At 55.8% G+C, this 19,401-nt stretch carries 15 protein-coding genes; 6 read left to right on the top strand and 9 right to left on the bottom strand.

Annotated features, from left to right (window positions below):
- Nucleotides 1-17: 17 nt before the first annotated feature.
- A complete protein-coding gene (gene serB, locus NDO75_RS20390) occupies nucleotides 18-668 on the bottom strand; it encodes a phosphoserine phosphatase SerB (RefSeq protein WP_310908445.1) in 651 nt (216 codons plus the stop codon).
- Nucleotides 669-921: 253 nt separating this feature from the next.
- Between serB and NDO75_RS20395 the strand changes: the two genes are divergently transcribed.
- A complete protein-coding gene (locus NDO75_RS20395) occupies nucleotides 922-2,091 on the top strand; it encodes an indoleamine 2,3-dioxygenase (protein ID WP_310908446.1) in 1,170 nt (389 codons plus the stop codon).
- A 138-nt stretch (nucleotides 2,092-2,229) separates the two neighbouring features.
- Here the strand turns inward: NDO75_RS20395 and NDO75_RS20400 are convergent, their stop codons facing one another.
- Nucleotides 2,230-3,159 carry an alpha/beta hydrolase gene (locus NDO75_RS20400; protein ID WP_310908447.1) on the bottom strand — a complete coding sequence of 310 codons (930 nt, stop codon included), beginning with the start codon at nucleotides 3,157-3,159 and terminating at the stop codon, nucleotides 2,230-2,232.
- Between the two features lie 459 nt (nucleotides 3,160-3,618).
- Between NDO75_RS20400 and NDO75_RS20405 the strand changes: the two genes are divergently transcribed.
- Nucleotides 3,619-4,680, top strand: coding sequence for an aminotransferase class I/II-fold pyridoxal phosphate-dependent enzyme (locus NDO75_RS20405; RefSeq protein WP_310908448.1), 1,062 nt, complete (start codon nucleotides 3,619-3,621; stop codon nucleotides 4,678-4,680).
- 284 nt (nucleotides 4,681-4,964) lie between these two features.
- Here the strand turns inward: NDO75_RS20405 and serA are convergent, their stop codons facing one another.
- Nucleotides 4,965-6,551, bottom strand: a complete 1,587-nt coding sequence (serA, locus tag NDO75_RS20410; RefSeq protein WP_310908449.1) for a phosphoglycerate dehydrogenase — start codon at nucleotides 6,549-6,551, stop codon at nucleotides 4,965-4,967.
- A 436-nt stretch (nucleotides 6,552-6,987) separates the two neighbouring features.
- Here serA and NDO75_RS20415 point away from each other — a divergent pair, with 436 nt between their 5' ends.
- Nucleotides 6,988-7,338, top strand: a complete 351-nt coding sequence (locus NDO75_RS20415) for a TIGR04076 family protein (protein WP_310908450.1) — start codon at nucleotides 6,988-6,990, stop codon at nucleotides 7,336-7,338.
- A gap of 361 nt (nucleotides 7,339-7,699) precedes the next feature.
- Here the strand turns inward: NDO75_RS20415 and NDO75_RS20420 are convergent, their stop codons facing one another.
- Genes NDO75_RS20420 through NDO75_RS20440 form a run of 5 tightly spaced genes read right to left on the bottom strand, consistent with a single transcriptional unit; the run spans nucleotide 7,700 to nucleotide 12,131 of the window.
- Entirely contained in the window at nucleotides 7,700-8,662 is a 963-nt protein-coding gene (locus NDO75_RS20420; RefSeq protein ID WP_310908451.1) for a branched-chain amino acid ABC transporter permease, read from the bottom strand.
- Nucleotides 8,659-9,531 (bottom strand): branched-chain amino acid ABC transporter permease, encoded by an 873-nt coding sequence (locus tag NDO75_RS20425; RefSeq protein ID WP_310908452.1) that lies wholly within the window; start codon nucleotides 9,529-9,531, stop codon nucleotides 8,659-8,661. The genes NDO75_RS20420 and NDO75_RS20425 overlap by 4 nt, the downstream gene beginning before the upstream one ends.
- A gap of 1 nt (nucleotide 9,532) precedes the next feature.
- Nucleotides 9,533-10,270, bottom strand: a complete 738-nt coding sequence (locus NDO75_RS20430; protein WP_310908453.1) for an ABC transporter ATP-binding protein — start codon at nucleotides 10,268-10,270, stop codon at nucleotides 9,533-9,535.
- Nucleotides 10,239-10,958 (bottom strand): ABC transporter ATP-binding protein, encoded by a 720-nt coding sequence (locus NDO75_RS20435; RefSeq protein WP_310908454.1) that lies wholly within the window; start codon nucleotides 10,956-10,958, stop codon nucleotides 10,239-10,241. Before NDO75_RS20435 ends, NDO75_RS20430 begins: the two co-directional genes overlap by 32 nt.
- Nucleotides 10,959-10,967: 9 nt before the next feature.
- Nucleotides 10,968-12,131 (bottom strand): ABC transporter substrate-binding protein, encoded by a 1,164-nt coding sequence (locus NDO75_RS20440; protein WP_310908455.1) that lies wholly within the window; start codon nucleotides 12,129-12,131, stop codon nucleotides 10,968-10,970.
- Nucleotides 12,132-12,530: 399 nt separating this feature from the next.
- Here NDO75_RS20440 and pdxS point away from each other — a divergent pair, with 399 nt between their 5' ends.
- Both pdxS and trpB read left to right on the top strand, forming a co-directional pair.
- Nucleotides 12,531-13,439 (top strand): pyridoxal 5'-phosphate synthase lyase subunit PdxS, encoded by a 909-nt coding sequence (gene pdxS / locus NDO75_RS20445; RefSeq protein ID WP_310908456.1) that lies wholly within the window; start codon nucleotides 12,531-12,533, stop codon nucleotides 13,437-13,439.
- Nucleotides 13,440-13,784: 345 nt separating this feature from the next.
- Nucleotides 13,785-14,960 (top strand): tryptophan synthase subunit beta, encoded by a 1,176-nt coding sequence (gene trpB, locus NDO75_RS20450; protein ID WP_310908457.1) that lies wholly within the window; start codon nucleotides 13,785-13,787, stop codon nucleotides 14,958-14,960.
- 151 nt (nucleotides 14,961-15,111) lie between these two features.
- On the opposite strand, the gene ppsA is transcribed toward trpB, so the two are convergent.
- On the bottom strand, nucleotides 15,112-17,445 hold the full coding sequence (gene ppsA, locus NDO75_RS20455) for a phosphoenolpyruvate synthase (protein WP_310908458.1): 2,334 nt from the start codon (nucleotides 17,443-17,445) through the stop codon (nucleotides 15,112-15,114).
- Nucleotides 17,446-18,559: 1,114 nt separating this feature from the next.
- Between ppsA and NDO75_RS20460 the strand changes: the two genes are divergently transcribed.
- Complete coding sequence (locus NDO75_RS20460) at nucleotides 18,560-19,339, top strand: IclR family transcriptional regulator (protein WP_310908459.1); 780 nt, start codon at nucleotides 18,560-18,562, stop codon at nucleotides 19,337-19,339.
- The last annotated feature ends 62 nt before the right edge of the window (nucleotides 19,340-19,401 follow it).

The raw sequence follows: 19,401 nt of genomic DNA on the forward strand, positions 1-19,401 counted from the left end.
AGCGAATCGCGCCCAAATCACTTGTTCGCCAGAACACCCTCCGTGACAAGTACCTCGCGGGCTTCATCCATCGTGGTCACGACGACTTCGCAGTGGGGTTCGACGGCCGGTTTCGGATCGAAGCCGATCGAGAGACCAGCTACTTCTAACATGGGGAGGTCGTTCGCACCGTCGCCGATCGCGACGCTGTCTGAGAGAGTAGTCCCGATATCGTTGACGAGGTCTTCGAGGGCGTCGTCTTTGGTGCCCTCGATGAGTGGACCGTCGACGTCACCGGTCAGTGCCGTTTCACTGCCATTCAGTGGTAGTTCGTTCGAGACGATGTGATCGACAGTCGTATTCTCGCGCTCAAGGGCGGCTGCGACACCGCGTTCGAAGCCGCCCGTGAGGATGGCGGTCGTCACGCCAGCATCGTTCAATTCATCGATCAAATCAGCGGCACCCTCGCGAAGTGCAACCTTTTCGAAGGCGGCCGTGACCTCGTCTTCTGGAAGTCCCTCAAGTAGTGCCGCTCGCTTCCGTAGGCTCTCGGCGTAGTCGATTTCATTATTCATCGACCGTTCGGTGATCTCGGCCATGTCATCTGCCACGCCACAGCGATCGCCCAGCAGTACGGTCATCTCGGAGTCGGAAAGCGTTCCGTCAAAGTCAAAGGCTACGACTGTCATCGTTTGCTAGTTGTGGGTCCCCGAATAAACAAGTTTAGGTTCTGTGTGACACTCGTCACCAGAATATAGTCGAACTGTGACTGGGATGAGATGAAATCGTGTCCCACCAGCACGCCTCTTGCCCTGTCAGAGAGTCGCTTTTCAAGATGATACACTAGACCATACTCTTGTACATTTATTACTGTAAGTGGTCGAAGAGGCGGTTATTTCCCCGGAAAACACTAATAGTCCCGAGATTGGTAACTGTGATCAGATGTCACTCGAGAAGTTCCCAGAAGAGATTGACCGCCAACGTGGGTTCCTCCCATCGCGTGATCCGTTGACTGAGTTCGATACCGATCGTCATCGGCCAGTTGTCAGTAGATACCTCAACCAGTTGGACCGTCTCGGAAACGAACTCCCCAATCTTGTCGAATCGGGCGGGGTAAGACCGGCGCTTCGCTCGATCGCCACTCCGCCCGACGGATTATTGAGCGAACTCACTGAACGGGAGCGAACGCGCCTGTGTATGTTGAGTGGATTCTTTGCGAGTACATATGTGAACCATGACCTGCCGGACGGGGACTCGGTGTCGACTCTCCCGGCCGGTATTGCAGTTCCCCTCTATGAAACCTCGATGGAGATCGGCAGAAAACCAATCCTCTCGTACGATCTCCTCTGCCTCCACAACTTCCAAAGGAAGGACCCAGACGAAGACATATCGCTCGATAACTTGGACCTGATCCAGAGCTTTACACATTATGATGACGAGCGGTGGTTCGTCATCATCCATGTTGCAATTGAAGCAGCCGCTGGCCCTGCAGTAAATGCGTGTCCGGTCGCACAACAGGCAGTTATCGACGATGAACCGGAATTATTACAGGAGACGCTGGACACGATGGCGAGCTCGATCAGCGATATGACCGACATCATGGAGCAGATGACCGAAGGCAACGATACGTCGGTATTTGCCAATGAGTATCGGCCCTACTACGACGGCTTCGATGAAATTTACTTCGAAGGTGTAGATGAGTTAGAGGGGACGCCGCAAACGCTACGTGGTGGATCTGGTGCACAGAGCTCCATACTTCCCTCGATCGATGCGACGCTCGGAATAGAGCATGACGCGACGGAGATGACTGAGAAACTCGGAGATATGCGGAGTTATATGCCGCCGTTGCATAGGTCCGCTATCGAGACGTTCGACAGTGGTCCCGACATCGTCGAGTATGTGACTGAACAAGATCAGGACGACCTCTGGGAGACCTATAACAGGTGTGTGAGCAACCTCGAGGAATTCAGAGATGTTCACTTTGGGCAGGTGATCCAGTATATCCGTGAGGAGACCGGAGACACCGAAGGAACTGGAGGGACGGACTATATGTCCTATCTCCGGAAGATGGAAGAAGAGACAAGGGAGACTCGTGTGAGTGAGAACCTATAGAACAGATACTCCGGTTCGATCTCGCTTCCGTACGGCATCGGACGTTGACGGCCATCAGTGACTCTCTGTCAGCGCTATCCGTTCTCGGAAAGACGCAAGCGACAAGTACGCGGTTGAGCGGCCGAGGCCGTGCGCTACTCACTCGCCATTTGGCTCATCGTAGAGGCTCGCTCGGATGAAGTCGAGCGCGTCCCACGCCTGGTCGATTCGCGGTTCCGCCAGTAACGTGATGAAAGAGTGTATCATCTTGTCGTAATTTTTATGTGAAACCTCGACGCCGGCTTCTTCGAGACGATCGGCATATTCTACGCCCTCGTCATGAAGCGGATCAAAGGTACAAGTAATGACGGTCGCCGGTGGAAGGTCTGCTACCGATCGCGCTTGGAGCGGCGATGCATACGGAGTCATTCCGTGAAGTTCGTTGTCGAGGTAGAGATCCCAGGACCACTCGAGGTCAGGTTCGGTAAGGAAAAAGTCGGTATTCGGTTCGCTTTCCGTGTCAAAATTGAATTTGAAAGTCGTCGTCGGATAGATCAGGACCTGGTGATGAATCGATGGGCCGCCTTTGTCACGAGCCAAGTGGGCGACTGATGCGGCCAGGTTCCCACCAGCGCTATCGCCGGCGACGATCAGCCTATCGGGATCCGCACCGAGCCGTTCAGCGGACTTGGCGGCCCACTCCGTTGCGACGTAGCAGTCTTCGACGGCTGCCGGGAACGGATGCTCTGGCGCACGTCGGTAGTCCACGGAAACGACGACGGCATCGAGCACATCACAGAGGGCGCGACAGGTCGGATCGTACGACTCGATATCGCCCAAGATAAACCCGCCGCCGTGCATCCAGACGACGAGCGGCCGCGCGCCGGTCCCCGTCGGTTCGTAGATTCGGACCGGAATATCGCCGTCCAATCCGGAAATAGTTGTATCACGCACGTCACCGACGTCAGCGATCGTTTCTTCGATTTCTAGGTACTGTTTGTATCCCTGTCGCGCTTGCTCGACCGTGAGCGAATTGATGGGAGGTACCTCAGCGGTCACGGCTTGCATGGTGGCATCTGGCTTAGCCATACCATGACATGGCATCCCACGGAATCAAAATAATAATTATAAGATTCTTATAATTCCGGATCGATTTTATCGGTGCGGGTTCAGTCGTGGGTGCAGCGATACACAGCAGGTCCCACAGGAACTACCGGCGACTGTCATGACTACTGCGGAACTGAGAGGCGACCGCGACACAGGCATCTGTTCCGTACACAATGCGTCCGTTACGACGAAAGCAGACGCTGTGAGGCGTCCCGTCTCTGCGTCGTGCTCGTTCCTTCGGAGCGGAAGCCGACGGCCATCCACGCCGAGCAGCCTTTTGCGATCACAAGGTATATGTCTCTTCTCTACGATAAGTGGAACATGAATCCAGAAGATGGTAATGGCCTATCATTAGCTAGCCGAACCGAACGAGTAAGCCGATCTCCGATCCGAGAAATGTTTGATCTCGCTCATGAGTACCGCGATCGAGATCTCGTCCATATGGAGATCGGGGAACCGGACTTCGATACACCGGACCACATCATAGACGCCGCATTGGAAGCGACCCAAAACGGGGCGACCCACTACACGTCAAGCACTGGGATTTCTGAACTCCGAAACGCCATCGCTGATGATCTCGATTACGAGTACGATCCGGACTCCGAGATCATTGTTACGGCTGGGGCCGTCGAGGCGCTGGCGCTCGCGTGTATAACTGTCGTAGATCCCAGTGACGAAGTCATCGTCCCGACTCCCGCCTGGCCGAACTACCAGATACAAGGGATCATGACCGATGCTGACGTGGTCAACGTCCCTCTCTGTGAAGAGGAAGGGTTCGCGCTGGACACCGAACTCTTGATCGACCAGATGTCCGATGAGACCGCCGCGATTCTTCTCACTTCCCCGTCGAACCCGACCGGGCAGATACTCGACCCGTCCGCGACAGCAGAGATCGTTGAAGCCGCTGCCGAACACGATGCGTACGTTATCGCAGACGAGGTATACAAGGACATTGTTTACGATCAACAGTTTCAGTCGATCGCTAGTAATACAGCGCACCCGGAACATGTAATCACTGTCGGGTCTTGTTCTAAGACATACTCGATGACTGGATGGCGTGTCGGCTGGTTCGCGGCCGATGAAAGAGTCGCCGATGCAGCGCTCGAATTTCACGAGAGCATCGTGACCTGTGCTCCTGCTCCATCTCAGCAAGCGGCTGTCGAAGCACTCACAGGAGATCAGGAGCCAATTCAGTCAATGCTCTCGGCCTTCGATGACCGACGGGAATACGTCGTCAACCGCGTCGAGGATCTGCCAGGTATCTCTTGTCCGGAGCCTGACGGGGCGTTCTATGCGTTCCTCGATTGCTCGGAACTCGGTGTCGAGAGCACGACGATCGCCAGAGAATTACTCGAGGAGCACGGTGTGGTGGTTGTTCCAGGTGTCGGCTTCGGGGACACGCTCGACGAGTATATTCGTATTAGTTTCGCGAACAGCCTTGACCGTCTTGAACTCGGATTCGATAGAATCGAGGAGTACGTGGAACTGAACGGCTCTGTCTGAGACGGGGTCGTTAGGGACTGTCCCTCGCTCCGTCAGTACGTGCGATATCACTGGTGTCAAAACCGGATAGTTTTCCCCTCGTTGGTCGAATCGGGCGACATCTCTCCGAGGACGTTACTGACTCCTCCAACACACGCCTCGGCAACAGGAGGTGCCCTTCCAGAGTCAACGGCACCAGCCGTGAGTGGCGGTCCGCTAGGCGGAAGAACTCTTTCAGGGCCGATGCTCGCAGGGACAACGAGAAGGCGAGAGGGATTAACAGGCTGCTCGTACGGATACCAGACTCAATCTTGACCGTTTAGGGTGATATCGCTAATCTCGTTGATTCGCTCGTCCCCTTCTAGTTCCTTTTTGACTTCGTCGGGGATAGGGCCGTCGACGTTGTAGACGGTCAGGGCCTTCCCGCCGATGGTTTCGCGGGCGTTAAACATGCCAGCGATGTTGATGTCGTACTCACCCATGACAGAGCCGATGAAACCGATAACACCGGGCTCGTCGGTGTTTCGCGTGACGATCATTTGACCGTGTGGAATGGCGTCGACTCGGTAGCCGTCTACGCGAACAATACGTGGATCATCGTCCGCGAACAACGTCCCGTCGACCGAAATTTCGTTATCATCGTTACTGACGGTCACGGAGACCAGGCTCTGGAAGTCCTCGGCCTGGCGGGTCTTGGACTCGGTAACGTCGACGCCGCGGTCCTCGGCGATTTGGGGCGCGTTGACGGCGTTGACCTGCCACTGGACTGGCTCGAAAATGCCCTTGAGCGCGCTCGCGGTGACGAACTCGACGTCCTCGCCGGCGATGTCGCCCTCGTAGACGACCTCGACGTCCTCGACGCGGCCGTCGAGTAGTTGGGCGGCGACCTTGCCCGCGGTCTCGGCGATCTCGATGTACGGCTCGACGCGGGGGAAGGCACTCTCGTCGATCGACGGGGCGTTGAGGGCGTTGGTGACCGGCTGGCTTGCTAAGGCGGCATTGATCTGTTCGGCCGTCGAGGTGGCGACGTTCTCCTGAGCGGCCTCCGTCGAGGCCCCGAGGTGGGGCGTGACGATAGTATCGTCGTGTTCGAGCAGCGGCGAGTCAGCGGGCAGCGGTTCCTCGGCGAAGACGTCGATCGCCGCGCCGGCCAGCGTCCCGTCTTCGACTTTCGCCGCGAGAGCGTCCTCGTCGACGACGCCGCCGCGAGCGCAGTTGATTAGGTAGCCGTCGCCGAGTAAGTCGAGTTCATCCTCGCTGATGAGCCCCTCCGTCTCCGGCGTGAGCGGCGTGTGGACGGTTAGGAAGTCCGCCTGCTCCAGGCTCGCCTTGAGGTCGACGAGTTCGGCCCCGATGCGGTCGGCGCGCTCCTCGCTGATGTAGGGATCGTAAGCGACGACGTCCATGCCAAGCGAGTCGAGCTTCTTGGCGACCTCCTGGCCGACACGACCCAGCCCGACGACGCCCAGTGTCTTGTTGTTGAGTTCCGCACCGAGATAGTCACTTTTGGCCCATTCGCCGTTTTTCAGCCGAATGTGTGCCTGGGGAATCGACCGGGCAGCTGCGAACGTCATCGCGACGGTGTGCTCGGCGGCGGCACGGACGTTCCCTTCGGGAGCGTTGGCAACGATGACGCCGTGATCGGTCGCGGCGTCGATGTCGATGTTATCGACGCCGATACCGGCACGACCAACGATGACCAGATCTTCGGCGGCCTCTAGAACCTCGTCGGTGACTTCCGTTCCTGAGCGAACGATCATTCCATGTACATCTGATACCGCTTCGAGGAGGGCGTCACCCTCGAGTTCGTAGCCCGTCTCGACATCATGGCCAGCTTCTCTGAGCACGTCTAAACCCGCGTCTGCGATCGGATCCGTAACTAGGACCTGCATGCATGGGAAACTCTCACCTGAAGAATCAAAACCTTTCCGCTATCCGGAACGAGAATGAAGTGCCTGCGCATTCATCCGAGGTTGGGGCGAGCGCAAGTTCACCACGTTCACGAGACACTCACTGCACACGGTGACGGCTTTGCCATCCGGAACCGGCATTGGAGGTGCCCTACTATCACCTCGGTTCGTGATCGTATCGTCACAATATATTTCTTCTTGATGCGGGAGATCGTGTGCAGTACGGATCTCGACCGGTAGATATCAACCGCAGTTGTGTGATGCTACGTGAGGTTTGCTCTACGACCGAGGACGGAATCGGTTCGAGATGCCATGAGAATCACCGGTTAGCGCCTCGCCATCTACGGCGGCTGTAGTCGCGGCATCAATTGGGGAGAAAGGAACACTTATTGTATTCTCTAGACATCGTATGATTGCGATGGCAGAAAACCCGGAAGAGAGGGAATTCACCCTCTACGACCTTCGTGTAGAGTGTATCGAAATCAACGGCGAAGCGGAAGCAAACTACGACGTTGGCGATTATTTTGAAGTTCACGGAGAAGACCTCGTGTTTCCGGACGGCCAGCCGTTTTCAATGTATGCTCTCTCGTCTCTTCTCCCTCTCCTCCCTGCCAAACAACGAGAAACCGATCCGAATGATTGGATGTCCGACACGGTGCGTGTCTCTGGACCAGACCCAGATATCGCAGGCGTGTTCGAAATCACTCGGACCGACTCGCGGAAAGTCACTTATACTGATGTCTCCTCTGAGTCAGTCGACAGCGAGTGACAATCACCAGTGAAAGATCGTCTAAGCAAGAGAAAACACCAGGTGGCTTTTGATGAGGACCTTCCGCCCGGACTATAAGACGTCCCTTGTCTGAAGCGGTTCCACCAGGGTAGGAACTCCACGCTCGGCGTCGTTGCAAACGGTCGCGAATACGTAACGGTGATCCACCGTGTCGCACGAGAGGACGAGCTGTTGCTATCAGCGGCCTTTACTGAAGCCCTCTACACTGTCAGAGGGTGCAAAACCGGGTACCGCATGCCGGTCTACCCCATCGAGAAGGTGTGAAAATATCGCTCATTTCGCTCAGGAACGGGTACTGCAAACGTGGCACCGAAGGCCGTGGACTGGAAATGCGCCCTGCTTACAACCGTTTTTCGAACCAGCCGCCGATCCCCTGTGGAAGATAGATCAACAGCAGGATCAACAATACGCCGAAGATGATGAGCCTGATATCGGCGAACGATCGTAGAAGTTCCGGAAGGAGTACCACGATAGAGCCCCCAAATATGCTACCGAACGGGACGGTCAACCCGCCAGCGACTGCGGCGAGAATTATATCAATCGTCCTGTGCAGATCAAACATCGGTGGCGAGAGATACCCGGTGAACGGTGCAAAGAGACCCCCGGCGAGACCACAAACGAGCCCAGCCGTTGTGAATGATAACAACTGGTATCGCTGCGTATCAATCCCGATCGACTCGGCCAGTACGTTATCCTCTTTCATAGTTAGCAACGCCCAGCCGACCTCAGATTGAAGTATTCGCCGGAAGGTCAGGATCGTGCCAGCGTAGACGACTAATAGCAGATAGTAAAAAAGAACGCTACTCGGGATCATATCAGTCGCCACAGAGGGGAACAACGCCGGGACCGAGAGCCCCGTACTACCACCTGTAAACCCGGGATATAATCTGAGTGCATTAACAAACAATTCATTGAATGCTAACGTAATAATGCCTAGATATATCCCGCTTGCACGTGTGGCAGGGCGTCCCAGCAGATACGCTACACCACCGGTGAATATCGTCGCAACAAGAATCGACATGATGGGGGGAAGCCCGACTCCGGTTAATTTGACGTACGAATAAGCGCCGATACCGAAGAACGCGCCTTGCGAGAGGATCAGTTGACCAGCATAACCGATCGGGAGGATCGCGGAGAACGCGAGTATTCCATAAACGAATACGAGTGTGAGGTTAAACAGGAGACCTGACGGGACCAAAAACGGCGGGAACAGCGCGAGCACAAGAATCGCGACACTGATCGGCCGTCGGTAGTCCGTAATCCGGTCGAACAGTCGGTTGTCAGCCACCTCGAGCCGGTTCATGTGCTACCACCCCGTAGTCCCTCAGGACGGAAAATCAGGACAACGAATAGGACTGCAAAGATCGCGAAGAACCGCCACCGGCTTCCGACTACCGTCGCAGTAAGGGTATCGACCAGTCCGATCAGAAGGCTTGCGAAGATCGTTCCGACGAAGCTACCGACACCACCGAGAACGACGATTGTAAACGCAAACGTCGTCAGGGTAACACCCGTCGTCGGCGAGAGGGTGAACAACATCCCATACAGGATTCCCGAAATGCCGGAAAGGACTGCACCGATGCCGAACGTGAGCATATAGATCCACTGGTAATTCACACCCACCATCTCCGCACCGCGCCTATCACTCGAGACTGCACGTATTGCCAGCCCAGTGTACGTGTGACGAGTGAACAAATAGAGACCGAGTAGCATTACCACTGCGATCACTCCAGCGACCGGTCGGAGCAGATCCATCGATGTTCCCGCAATAACGACACTTCCGAGGTCCGGTGAAGGAATCTGCCGAAAGCCACCGAATTGTCGCCGTAAGACGTTTTCAGCGATGATCGAAATCCCAAACGTCGCGAAGAAAGTCATCAGGAGGAATTCGTCACGCCCATAGAACTTTCCGATTACCAATTTTTCGACCGTGATACCCGCGATAAACGCAAATACGATTCCGGCGATGATGCTCGGGACTAATCCGATACCGATTCCGATCAATCCGACGACCACGAACCCAGATACGCTAGCGAACTCTCCCTGCGCAAAGTTCGGGACGTCAAGGGTACCGAAGATCAACGACAGACCGACGGCAACTAGCGCAAGAATGCTTCCGAAGATCAATCCATTACTGACGATAAATACAACTTGATCGACCGAGGTTGCCATTTCAAGCACCCCCCAGGTATTTTTCAATCACTTCGTCATTCGAAGCCATGTCTGACGCTTTCCCACGGTGAACGATCGTTCCGTCCTCGATGAGACATCCCGAATCAGCCAGTTCTAACGCTTCCTTCGCTCGTTGCTCGACGAGAACGACTGAAATTCCTTTCTCGTTGATCTCTCGGATCTTGGCGAACAGTTCCGGGATGAGCTTCGGAGCGAGTCCGAGTGACGGCTCGTCGAGCAGGAGGATGCGAATGTCGGTCATCAGCGCACGACCGATAGCGAGCATCTGAGCCTCGCCTCCGCTGAGAGTTCCCGCCTGCTGATCCTGCCGTTCCTTCAGCCGAGGAAATAGCTCGAAGACACGATCGATCCGTTCGCTCCGGTTTTCCCCTCGATTGGGGTACGAACCCAGAATGAGGTTCTCCTTCACGGACATATCTTGGAACAAGTTTCGCTCCTCGGATGCGAGTGACAATCCTCTACCGACGCGGTCGTGGACTGAAGTGTCGGTAACGGTCTCATCCTCGATTTGAATGCTGCCATCTGACGGCGTAATCAATCCCATGAGGACGCGCATAAGCGTCGTCTTGCCGGCACCGTTTGGGCCGACAATAGACAGGATTTCACCTTCTTCTAGCTCGAAGGAAAGGTCCCGAAGGACCTGGGACTCGCCGTACCCAGCCTCGATATTCTCCGCCTTCAGGATCTTATTTTCCGATGTAGGCTTCTTGGAGTCCATCGTCCTCTAACACCTCCGTTGGACTTCCGGTCAGCAAGTGTCTCCCGTTGTTCATTGCGATAATTGTGTCCGAGATTGATCGCATCCGCTTCAGGTCGTGTTCAATGAGCAGTACCGCGATATCGAACTCACTATTGAGCTGTTTGATCGTCTCGCACATGTCAATCTTTTCTGTGGGGGTGAGTCCCGCCATGATCTCATCAAGCAGTAACAACGTCGGAGCAGACATCAACGCGCGAGCCACGTCGACCTGCTTCTGCTCAATGAGTTGCAAATTTTCGGTACGAACGTTCTGTTTCTTCCCGAGGTCGAAGAACTCCAGCGTGCGTTGGTACAGTTCTTCTTCATCGAGAGTGGAGTCGCTGCCACCAAACCGATGTGCCACACGGAGGTTCTTTTCCACCGTCAGCGACCGAATCGGTTTCGGTGTCTGAAACGTCCTTGCGATTCCTTTTCTACAGATTTTGTGAGCGCGCTCTCGGGTCACGTCCTCGCCTTGAAACCGAACGGTACCCGAGTCGGGGTCAAGGGCGCCGGTAATAACGTTGAACAGGGTCGTCTTGCCGGCCCCATTCGGACCGATGAGGCCCGTAATGTCGTCCGCCGCCACAGACCCCTCGAACCCATCGAGCGCGATGATTCCCCCGAATGTTTTCGTTATATCTTCCAGTTCCAGTATCTCGCTCATTTATACCAACTAGGGCTTGATAACATCGCTCGTATACTGGGGAACGTTTCTGATCTCCCCATCGCTTTGCTCCCACTTGCTTACAATCATCTGGAAAGCTTCGTTGTTACCATCCCCGTCGAAGCTGACATCCCATCCAGATGCAGATTCGTACTCTATATCGGCGAGTCCGTCACGAACACTTTGAGCGTCGACGGAATCCTGTTCGTCAATAACCTGTGTTAGCATCCGAACCGCATCATAGTTGGGAAGGCTGAGCGCGTCCATCCGAACATCGTATTCGTCTTGCATTTGTTCAGACGCCTGCTGTGCGCGTTCGTTTTTGAGGTCGACTCCCCAATTATACATATCGACGATGTCCTCGCCGAGCGCTTCCCGAAATGCTTCCGTTCCGTACGAATCGTGCCCGATTACGATATCCACTTCTTCGAACATGTCCTGTTCACGCATCTGTTGGACGAGTGTTGGCCCATTGCCACCCGGGAACGGGCAAAAGATCGCATCGATCTCGCCGGTATTAATCGACTGGAGTTCCGGTACAAAGTCATTGGTACTCATCGGGACCACGGCGTCTGATACCAGTTCAATATCGTAGTTATTGGCTTGCTGCTCAAGGAAATCAACTGCCGATCGCCCCATTGAATAATCAGCGGCAATGACACTAATACCGGACACGCCCTGTTGGTTGAGGAACTCAACCATCCCCGTCATTTTTTGCTTCAGATTCCCCGTCATCCGGAACGTATACTCGTCCCCTGATTCGACGACCTCCGCAGCGACAGAAATGGCCGTCATGAACGGGACTTCTTCGCTCTCGGCGTGATTGCTGAGCGCTGTTGAGACGTCGCTCGAGAACGTTCCGGTGAGAGCTGGAACGCCGTTATCGAGGAGGTCACGCGTGACCGTGATCGCAGCTTCTGGGTCACCCTCTCCGTCTTGTTTCTCGAGCGTGACTTCTCCGGATGCCTCATCAGCGAAGTCTTCGACTGCAATCTCCGCGGCTTGGAGTGCCCTTTCTCCGTTAGTCGCAAGTGGGCCCGACTGCGGGGATGGCATCCCGATTGCACGTTCGTACTTGCTCTCGTTAAAGGCCCCACCGATACAGCCAGCCAGGGCACTGACGCTAGCGAAAGCGGTCGCTTCGACAAACCGACGTCTGGTATGACGCCTCATACCACTCCAGTATTAGTCCACCATGATAAATATTACTGTCTAGTGAGAGTCAGGCTTAAAAATGAGTGTAGGTATCCGATTGCCGACGGACTCTACTACGCGTACTTTGGATCTAAAAGACGTCGCCTCCCTCGCTCTAATCAACGATCTCTGAGCCATCTAGTCAATTTGATCACCAATACCGCATTCAGGATCTGCTACTGGTTCTACACTTGTGGTGTGTGGATGACCTATGCAAAAATTGCCGAAAGACATCTTTCAACTCTCGATCGAGATAGCTACTTAGTTGGTAAGTCCAGGACAATCGAGTTCCGCAAGACTCTACCCGTATGCCTCTCCGAAGCCGATCCTCTACAGTGGCCAGTAGATATATATTGGGCGATAAAAGATAGGAAAAGCATGGCAGAAGCATCCGATTTAGAGGAACTCCGTCAGGGAACAGAACTCATCAAACGCGGTTTCGCCCAAATGCAGAAAGGAGGGGTCATTATGGATGTCGTCAATGGTGAACAGGCCCGAATTGCCGAAGATGCCGGGGCCGTCGCCGTCATGGCGCTTGAGGCAGTCCCAGCGGATATCCGTAAACGGGGAGGGGTTTCTCGTATGGCGGACCCAGATACTATCCGTGAGATTATCGACGAGGTCTCGATTCCGGTCATGGGGAAATCACGAATCGGCCATACCAAAGAAGCCGAAATCCTCGAAGCCGTTGACGTCGATATGATCGATGAAAGCGAAGTGCTCACCCCTGCCGACAACCGCTACCATATCGACAAACGTGAATTCACGGCACCTTTCGTTTGTGGAGCTCGCGACCTCGGCGAGGCGCTCCGCCGAATTAACGAAGGCGCCGCGATGATTCGCACGAAAGGCGAAGCGGGGACGGGAGACGTAAATCAGGCTGTCCATCATCAACGGAATATCAAGGGGGCGATCCGATCGCTGGAAGGGATGACGTTTGAAGAACGGGAATCGTGGGCTCGAGAAAACGATGCTCCCGCCGAATTAGTACATGAAACGGCAGAAATGGGGCGTCTACCCGTTGTGAACTTTGCTGCTGGGGGCATCGCGACACCAGCGGATGCCGCATTGATGATGCACCATGGTTGTGATGGCATCTTTGTCGGGAGTGGGATCTTCGGAGCCGAAAATCCCGAGGCAATGGCCAACTCTATCGTTGACGCAGTCAATCATTGGGATGACCCCGAAACCCTGGCTGCACTTGCCAGTGGGATCGGGGAGGGAATGAAAGGTAAAGCCAACGAGGATCTATCGGGAGACGAGCAACTTCAAGAACACGGTGTGTGATCTCCTAGTTGTTAGAAAAGCAATACTCTTCCGCACATTATTGTGGCGGAGATAGGATGAGCGGACGTATTGATTCGGGCCGGGATTAGATAGACGATAGTACTGTCATAATTAGAGAGCGGCTCGATGGGGTGTTTCGGCGAGGAAAATAGTCAGGCTGGTCTCTTCATCAGGCCGTCTACGGAATTGTTTCAGACTCGATCCTTTCCTATAGAATTATTCCATGCTATCCAGACTGTGAGTGACAGCCACATATAAATATCCATAAGAATAAATCAAAATACACTCGCCCGGAACGGTCAAATATGGAATAGATTTATGTGGATTATTGCCATATCACGTCTTATGGGTTCTAACGACTCAGCCCAGGCGCAGACTTTCGGACAGTTCGGTGGACGCTATGTCCCAGAGGAATTAGAAGAGGTACTCGCGGATCTAGCCGATGAGTACGACCGCTTGAAAGAGGATCAAGAGTTCCAGGAGGAACTCGACGAACTGATGCGTAATTTCGCAGGTCGTCCTACCCCGCTTTACCATGCACCGACGCTTTCCGAGAAGTACGGGACGACCATCTATCTCAAACGGGAAGATCTAGTTCACGGTGGGGCTCACAAACTGAATAACGCGCTCGGCCAAGCACTACTGGCCAAACACGCCGGGAAAGAGCGACTGATCGCTGAAACGGGTGCTGGCCAACATGGAACAGCGACGTCAATCGTTGGTGCGCTCACTGGTCTCGAGACAGAGATTTACCAGGGCAAAAAGGACGTCGAGCGGCAGCAGATGAATGTCTTCCGGATGGAGCAAATGGGAGCGACCGTCAATGAGGTCACACGCGGCGGTGCTGGCCTCGCAGATGCGGTCGATGCGGCTATGGAAGATCTGATCGAAAACTCTGATGACACCCACTATATGGTCGGTTCGGTCGTCGGTCCGGATCCATGGCCGCGAATGGTCCGTGACTTCCAGTCGGTAATCGGTGAAGAAGCACGCGAACAAATCCTCGAGCAGGAGGGCCAATTACCGGACGCTGCTGTCGCTTGCGTCGGCGGCGGTTCGAATGCGATGGGCCTGTTCCATCCATTCTTCGACGACAGCGAAGTCGATTTCTATGGTGCGGAGGCCGCTGGAAAAGGACTCGAGACTGACCAGCACGCAGCACCACTTTCAGAGGGGGAAGAGGAAGTGTATCAGGGAATGCGAACTCAGGTAATCGACGACGATGTCGAAGTCCACTCCATCGCTGCGGGCCTCGACTATCCCGGAGTGGGTCCGGAACACGCGAACTATCAAGCGATGGATCGGTGCACGTATCGGGGCGTCCTTGACGATGAAGCGCTCGAAGCCTTCCAAGACCTCTGTGAGTACGAAGGGATTGTTCCCGCTCTCGAGTCGAGTCACGCTGTCGCTCTCGCGAAGAAAGTGGCCGCCGAGATGAGCGAGGATGACGTTCTTCTCGTGAACGTAAGCGGACGAGGTGACAAAGACGTCGAAAAGATCGCCTCGGAGTACTTGCAGTAAGCTACGGACCGTTTCGGTTGGAGTAGTGGCTTCTGTCCCGAGAAGACCCCACTCTTTCTACGCCAAGTGCGCGTGTTTCGTCGGTCTCACCGCAGTTCTATCCATAATTAGTATATAAAGCCGATAGAATATAGTGCCGGTTTGTTTCGACTTAACGGTGTGAGTCGAGCAGAAGTTTCTGCTCGACCCGTTTGACCTCGTGTTGGACGTCGCGGACGGCGTCGATGTTCGCCGAGATCGAGCTGATGCCCTCGTTGACGAGGAAGCGGGCCATTTCGGGTTTCGAGCCGGCCTGGCCGCAGATGCTCGTGTCGACGTCGTGTTCGCGGCAGGTCTCGATGACATCGCCGATCAGCCGCAACACGGCGGGGTGGAGTTCGTCGAAGCGGTCGGCGACGTTCTCGTTGTTCCGGTCGACGGCGAGCGTGTACTGGGTCAGGTCGTTGGTGCCGAACGAGGCGAAGTCGATGCCGGCTTCGGCCATCCCCTCGACCGACAGCGCCGAGGCCGGCGTCTCGATCATCGCGCCCCAGCGGCGCTTCTCGGGGTCGATGCCCGCTTCCTTCATGAGTTCTTTCGCCTGCAGGACGTCCTCGGCGTCGTTGACCAGCGGGAGCATGATCTCGACGTTGTCGTAGCCCATCTCGTAGAGCCGACGGAACGCCTCGAGTTCGTGAGCGAAGACGTCGGGTCGGTCCAGCGAGCGCCGGATGCCCCGGTAGCCGAGCATCGGGTTGTGCTCTTCGGGCTCGTCGTTGCCGCCCTCGAGCTGGCGGAACTCGTCGGTGGGGGCGTCGAGGGTGCGCACGCGGACGGGACGCGGATAGAACTCGTCGGCGACGCCGCGGATACCGTCGACGAGTTCGGAGATGTAGGCGTCCTCGCCGTTTTCCTCGATGTACTTGGCGGGCGTCTGGTTCAGCGAAAGGATCATGTGCTCCGTGCGAAGGAGACCGACGCCGTCGGCACCCGTCGCGGCCGCGCGCTCGGCGGCCTCGGGGATGGAGACGTTGACCTTGACCTCGGTCGCGGTCATCGGCTTGACCGGTGACTGCGGCCGAACTTCCTCGACGGGTTCGGTCTCTTCGTCGGGCTCGACCGCCGTCCCCTCGAGCACCGACCCCTTCTCGCCGTCGAGCGTGACGACCTGTCCGTCCTCCAGGACGGTCGTCGCGTTGGTCGTGCCGACGATGGCGGGGACGCCGAGTTCTCGCGAGACGATGGCGGCGTGGCTGGTCATGCCGCCCTCGTCAGTGATGATTCCCGAAGCGCGTTTCATCGCGGGAACCATGTCGGGCATCGTCATCTCGGTGACGATGATGTCGCCCTCGCCGACCTTCGCCAGATCGTCGAGTTTGGTGACGATCCGCGCCGGGCCGCTGACCGTGCCCGGACTCGAGCCAAGGCCGTCGACGAGCACGTCGCCGGAGGAACTCGCGTCGGACGCGCCGCCCCCGCCTTCGGCCGTCTGGACGCCGCTGCCGTCGGTCAGCCCCTTCGAGGCGGTATCGCCGCTGGCCGCCTCGGCGGCGTCGCCGTCGCTCTCGTCGATCGTGGTGATCGGACGGGACTGGAGCATATAGACCTCGCCGTCGACGATGGCCCACTCGACGTCCTGGGGTTCGCCGTAGTGGTCCTCGACGCGCTCGCCGAGGTCCATGAGCTCGTCGATCTCGTCGTCGGAGACGACCCGTTGGGTCCGCTTGTCCTCTGGCACGTCGCGCTCGACGGTCTGGCCGGTCGCCTCGTCTTTCTCGTACATCACCTTCTTCTCGGCGATGGTGACGTCCATCGACCGGTCCTTTCGGTCGATGACGTAGTTGTCCGGCGAGACGGCGCCGGAGACGACGGCCTCGCCGAGTCCCCAGGCGGCCTCGATGATCATCGTCGGATCGCCCGTCGAGGGGTGACTCGTGAACATCACGCCCGACTTCTCGGCGTCGACCATCTGCTGGACGACGACCGCGATGTTGACCGCGGAGTGGTCGAAGCCCTGCTCCTGGCGGTAGTAGATCGCCCGCTGAGTGAACAGCGAGGCCCAGCACTCGCGGACGCGGTCGAGCAGGTCTTCCTCGGTGACGTTGAGGAACGTCTCCTGTTGCCCGGCGAAGGAGGCGTCAGGCAGGTCCTCGGCCGTCGCTGACGAGCGCACCGCGACGAACGCCTCGCCGTCGCCGACCTCGCGGTAGCTCGCGACGATCTCTTCGCGGAGGTCGTCGGGGAACGGCGTCTCGAGGATGAGTTCCTGTGCGCGGTCGGCCGCGTCGGCCAGCGCGGCCGAGTCGTCGACGTCGACGTCGACCGCCGCGAACAGTTCCTCGTCTATTCCGGCTTCTTCGATAAACGAGCGATAGGTCCCGGCGGTTACGACGAATCCCGGGGGAACGGGCAGCCCCGCGCCCGTCAACTCGCCCAGGGAGGCACCTTTGCCGCCGACCTTCTCGAGGTCGTCGGCACCGATCTCGTCCAGCCAGAGTACAGCCATCTGTACCTAACAAATCGAATAACGAAACAAAGAGTCTTACGGCTTGTAATAGCTGAGTTAGGTATCGTTGCGGGGTTATAGCCACGATGGTGGGAGATGTCTGGTTTCAGTTGACTACCCATGGATAGATATGCGGCGTTTTCTGGGGGGTTGTATTTGATAAATATTTATCGTATATGCACCAAGATTCGTTCGCTAGCTTCAAATGACCGGTTTAAACCACTATGCAACGGGTGATAGTAATTGAATTCCTCAGAGCTTGTTTGATACTACCAAACCAACATCTTATCATCATGTAAAAATAGAAGGTGTATATATCCCATTATATTATATTGGCACCACAGCCGATAATTCAGCGAAAATCTATGCGTATCTTGCATCTTCGCCTGCGTTCGCACGATAGAACAGAGATAAGAGATGCATTCGGGCGAATAGCTCTGCGTTTGGTGTTAACAAACGCACTACGGACAGCGAGAGTTAGGCGGCAGCAAGTTTTTATTCGCCGAGAAATTCACTTCAAAAACTGATACGGTGATCCAATTCGGGGTGGCTGACCCGCTAAAAGCGGAATCCATTGGCAGGCCGTATCTGACATTGCGGGTTTGCCGACTGCTGAGTCGAGAGATCTGTCCTGCCTGTCTTAGGAAACTGCCCATCGCTCATCTGAATCACTAACGGATAGACTAACAATAGTACTGTTGTTAGTCTAAAGTGGCGATGACAGCTATTCTCGAAATTAGCTAATCGATTCAAGTCCAGGGAAGTGGACAGTCCGCATCAGTTCTGTAATGGGAAACATACGCAGTCAGATAGCAGCGCCAGTATCGTTTATACCTCCTGTCACGGGTGTCTGTTCACAATTGACAAACTTCCCTAGTCTGTCCGAAAAATAATCCATTTTTGTTGTTAAAACACTGCGGAGGTAGCTCTATCGCATTGATGGCTCGGCGATCCAAGTCAAACCGGTTGTGGTATCTCTGTTCGCGCAATTCCCTCTGTGCCGCTCTAACCGAAGTTTGCACATTAGACTATGATAGAAAATCATCCCGACCCTGGTAGAATAGAACCTGTATCCGTCCCGAATATATAAGTTATAGACGGGGGAGCAATTGGTATGGGCGAGAAACAAGACAAGGGCCAACGTACGATTCAATCCGTTGAGAAGGCGTGTCAAATCGTCAGGGCGTTACGGGAACTCGACGGCGCGGGGGTAACCGAGATCGCGGATCAGGTGAATATGTCCAAAGGATCGGCGCACACGTACCTGAAGACGCTGCAGCGAAACAACATCGTGACCGAGATTGACGGACGCTATCAGCTCGGCCTCTTCTTACTCGAGCTCGGCGAGTACGTCAAACATCAGAATGAAGTGTGGCAGTTCGCCCAAGAGCCGCTCGAGGAGATGGCTGCAGAGACGGGCGAGTTGGCCCGTCTGATCGTTCGAGAACAGGGCTATGGGGTCTATCTCGCGAAAGCAGCAGGAGAGCACGCGATCGAGACGACGATTCGCCCGGGCCAGCGCGAATATCTCCACTATACGTCGCAAGGAAAGGCGATTCTCGCCCACATGTCCGAAGCCGAGGTACGAAAGGTCATCGATACGCACGGCCTGCCGAAGCGAACGGAGAAGACGATTACGGAGTCAGCCGAGTTATTCGAGGAATTAGAGGAGATCCGCGAGCGGGGAATCGCCTTCAGCCAGAGCGAACGAACCCGGGGCTTGCGATGTGTCGCCGCGCCGATTCATGCACCGAGCGGTACGGTCGTAGCCGCAATCGGCGTCTGTGGCCCCACGAGTCGCATGCGCGGGGATCGATTCCGCGAGGAGTTGCCGACGCTGGTCCGCGACAAAGCGAACGTCATCGAGGTCAACATGCAAATGGATGCAGATTAGAAAGTAGAGTCGCCTGATCTACAGACCGAAGGCCTACTCTGTATCATCTTTCGTGAGAGTAA

Source organism: Natrinema sp. 1APR25-10V2, from assembly GCF_031626495.1.
Lineage (GTDB): Archaea > Halobacteriota > Halobacteria > Halobacteriales > Natrialbaceae > Natrinema.

What these genes read in the sequence shown, in the direction of transcription:
- serA (WP_310908449.1), bottom strand. Translation starts at nt 6,551, where the DNA reads ATGCAGGTCCTAGTTACGGATCCGATCGCAGACGCGGGTTTAGACGTG.
- NDO75_RS20415 (WP_310908450.1), top strand. Translation starts at nt 6,988, where the DNA reads ATGGCAGAAAACCCGGAAGAGAGGGAATTCACCCTCTACGACCTTCGT.
- NDO75_RS20400 (WP_310908447.1), bottom strand. Translation starts at nt 3,159, where the DNA reads ATGGCTAAGCCAGATGCCACCATGCAAGCCGTGACCGCTGAGGTACCT.
- NDO75_RS20430 (WP_310908453.1), bottom strand. Translation starts at nt 10,270, where the DNA reads ATGGACTCCAAGAAGCCTACATCGGAAAATAAGATCCTGAAGGCGGAG.
- ppsA (WP_310908458.1), bottom strand. Translation starts at nt 17,445, where the DNA reads ATGGCTGTACTCTGGCTGGACGAGATCGGTGCCGACGACCTCGAGAAG.
- NDO75_RS20395 (WP_310908446.1), top strand. Translation starts at nt 922, where the DNA reads ATGTCACTCGAGAAGTTCCCAGAAGAGATTGACCGCCAACGTGGGTTC.
- NDO75_RS20425 (WP_310908452.1), bottom strand. Translation starts at nt 9,531, where the DNA reads ATGGCAACCTCGGTCGATCAAGTTGTATTTATCGTCAGTAATGGATTG.
- NDO75_RS20435 (WP_310908454.1), bottom strand. Translation starts at nt 10,958, where the DNA reads ATGAGCGAGATACTGGAACTGGAAGATATAACGAAAACATTCGGGGGA.
- trpB (WP_310908457.1), top strand. Translation starts at nt 13,785, where the DNA reads ATGGGTTCTAACGACTCAGCCCAGGCGCAGACTTTCGGACAGTTCGGT.
- pdxS (WP_310908456.1), top strand. Translation starts at nt 12,531, where the DNA reads ATGGCAGAAGCATCCGATTTAGAGGAACTCCGTCAGGGAACAGAACTC.
- NDO75_RS20440 (WP_310908455.1), bottom strand. Translation starts at nt 12,131, where the DNA reads ATGAGGCGTCATACCAGACGTCGGTTTGTCGAAGCGACCGCTTTCGCT.
- NDO75_RS20405 (WP_310908448.1), top strand. Translation starts at nt 3,619, where the DNA reads ATGGAGATCGGGGAACCGGACTTCGATACACCGGACCACATCATAGAC.
- NDO75_RS20460 (WP_310908459.1), top strand. Translation starts at nt 18,560, where the DNA reads ATGGGCGAGAAACAAGACAAGGGCCAACGTACGATTCAATCCGTTGAG.
- serB (WP_310908445.1), bottom strand. Translation starts at nt 668, where the DNA reads ATGACAGTCGTAGCCTTTGACTTTGACGGAACGCTTTCCGACTCCGAG.
- NDO75_RS20420 (WP_310908451.1), bottom strand. Translation starts at nt 8,662, where the DNA reads ATGAACCGGCTCGAGGTGGCTGACAACCGACTGTTCGACCGGATTACG.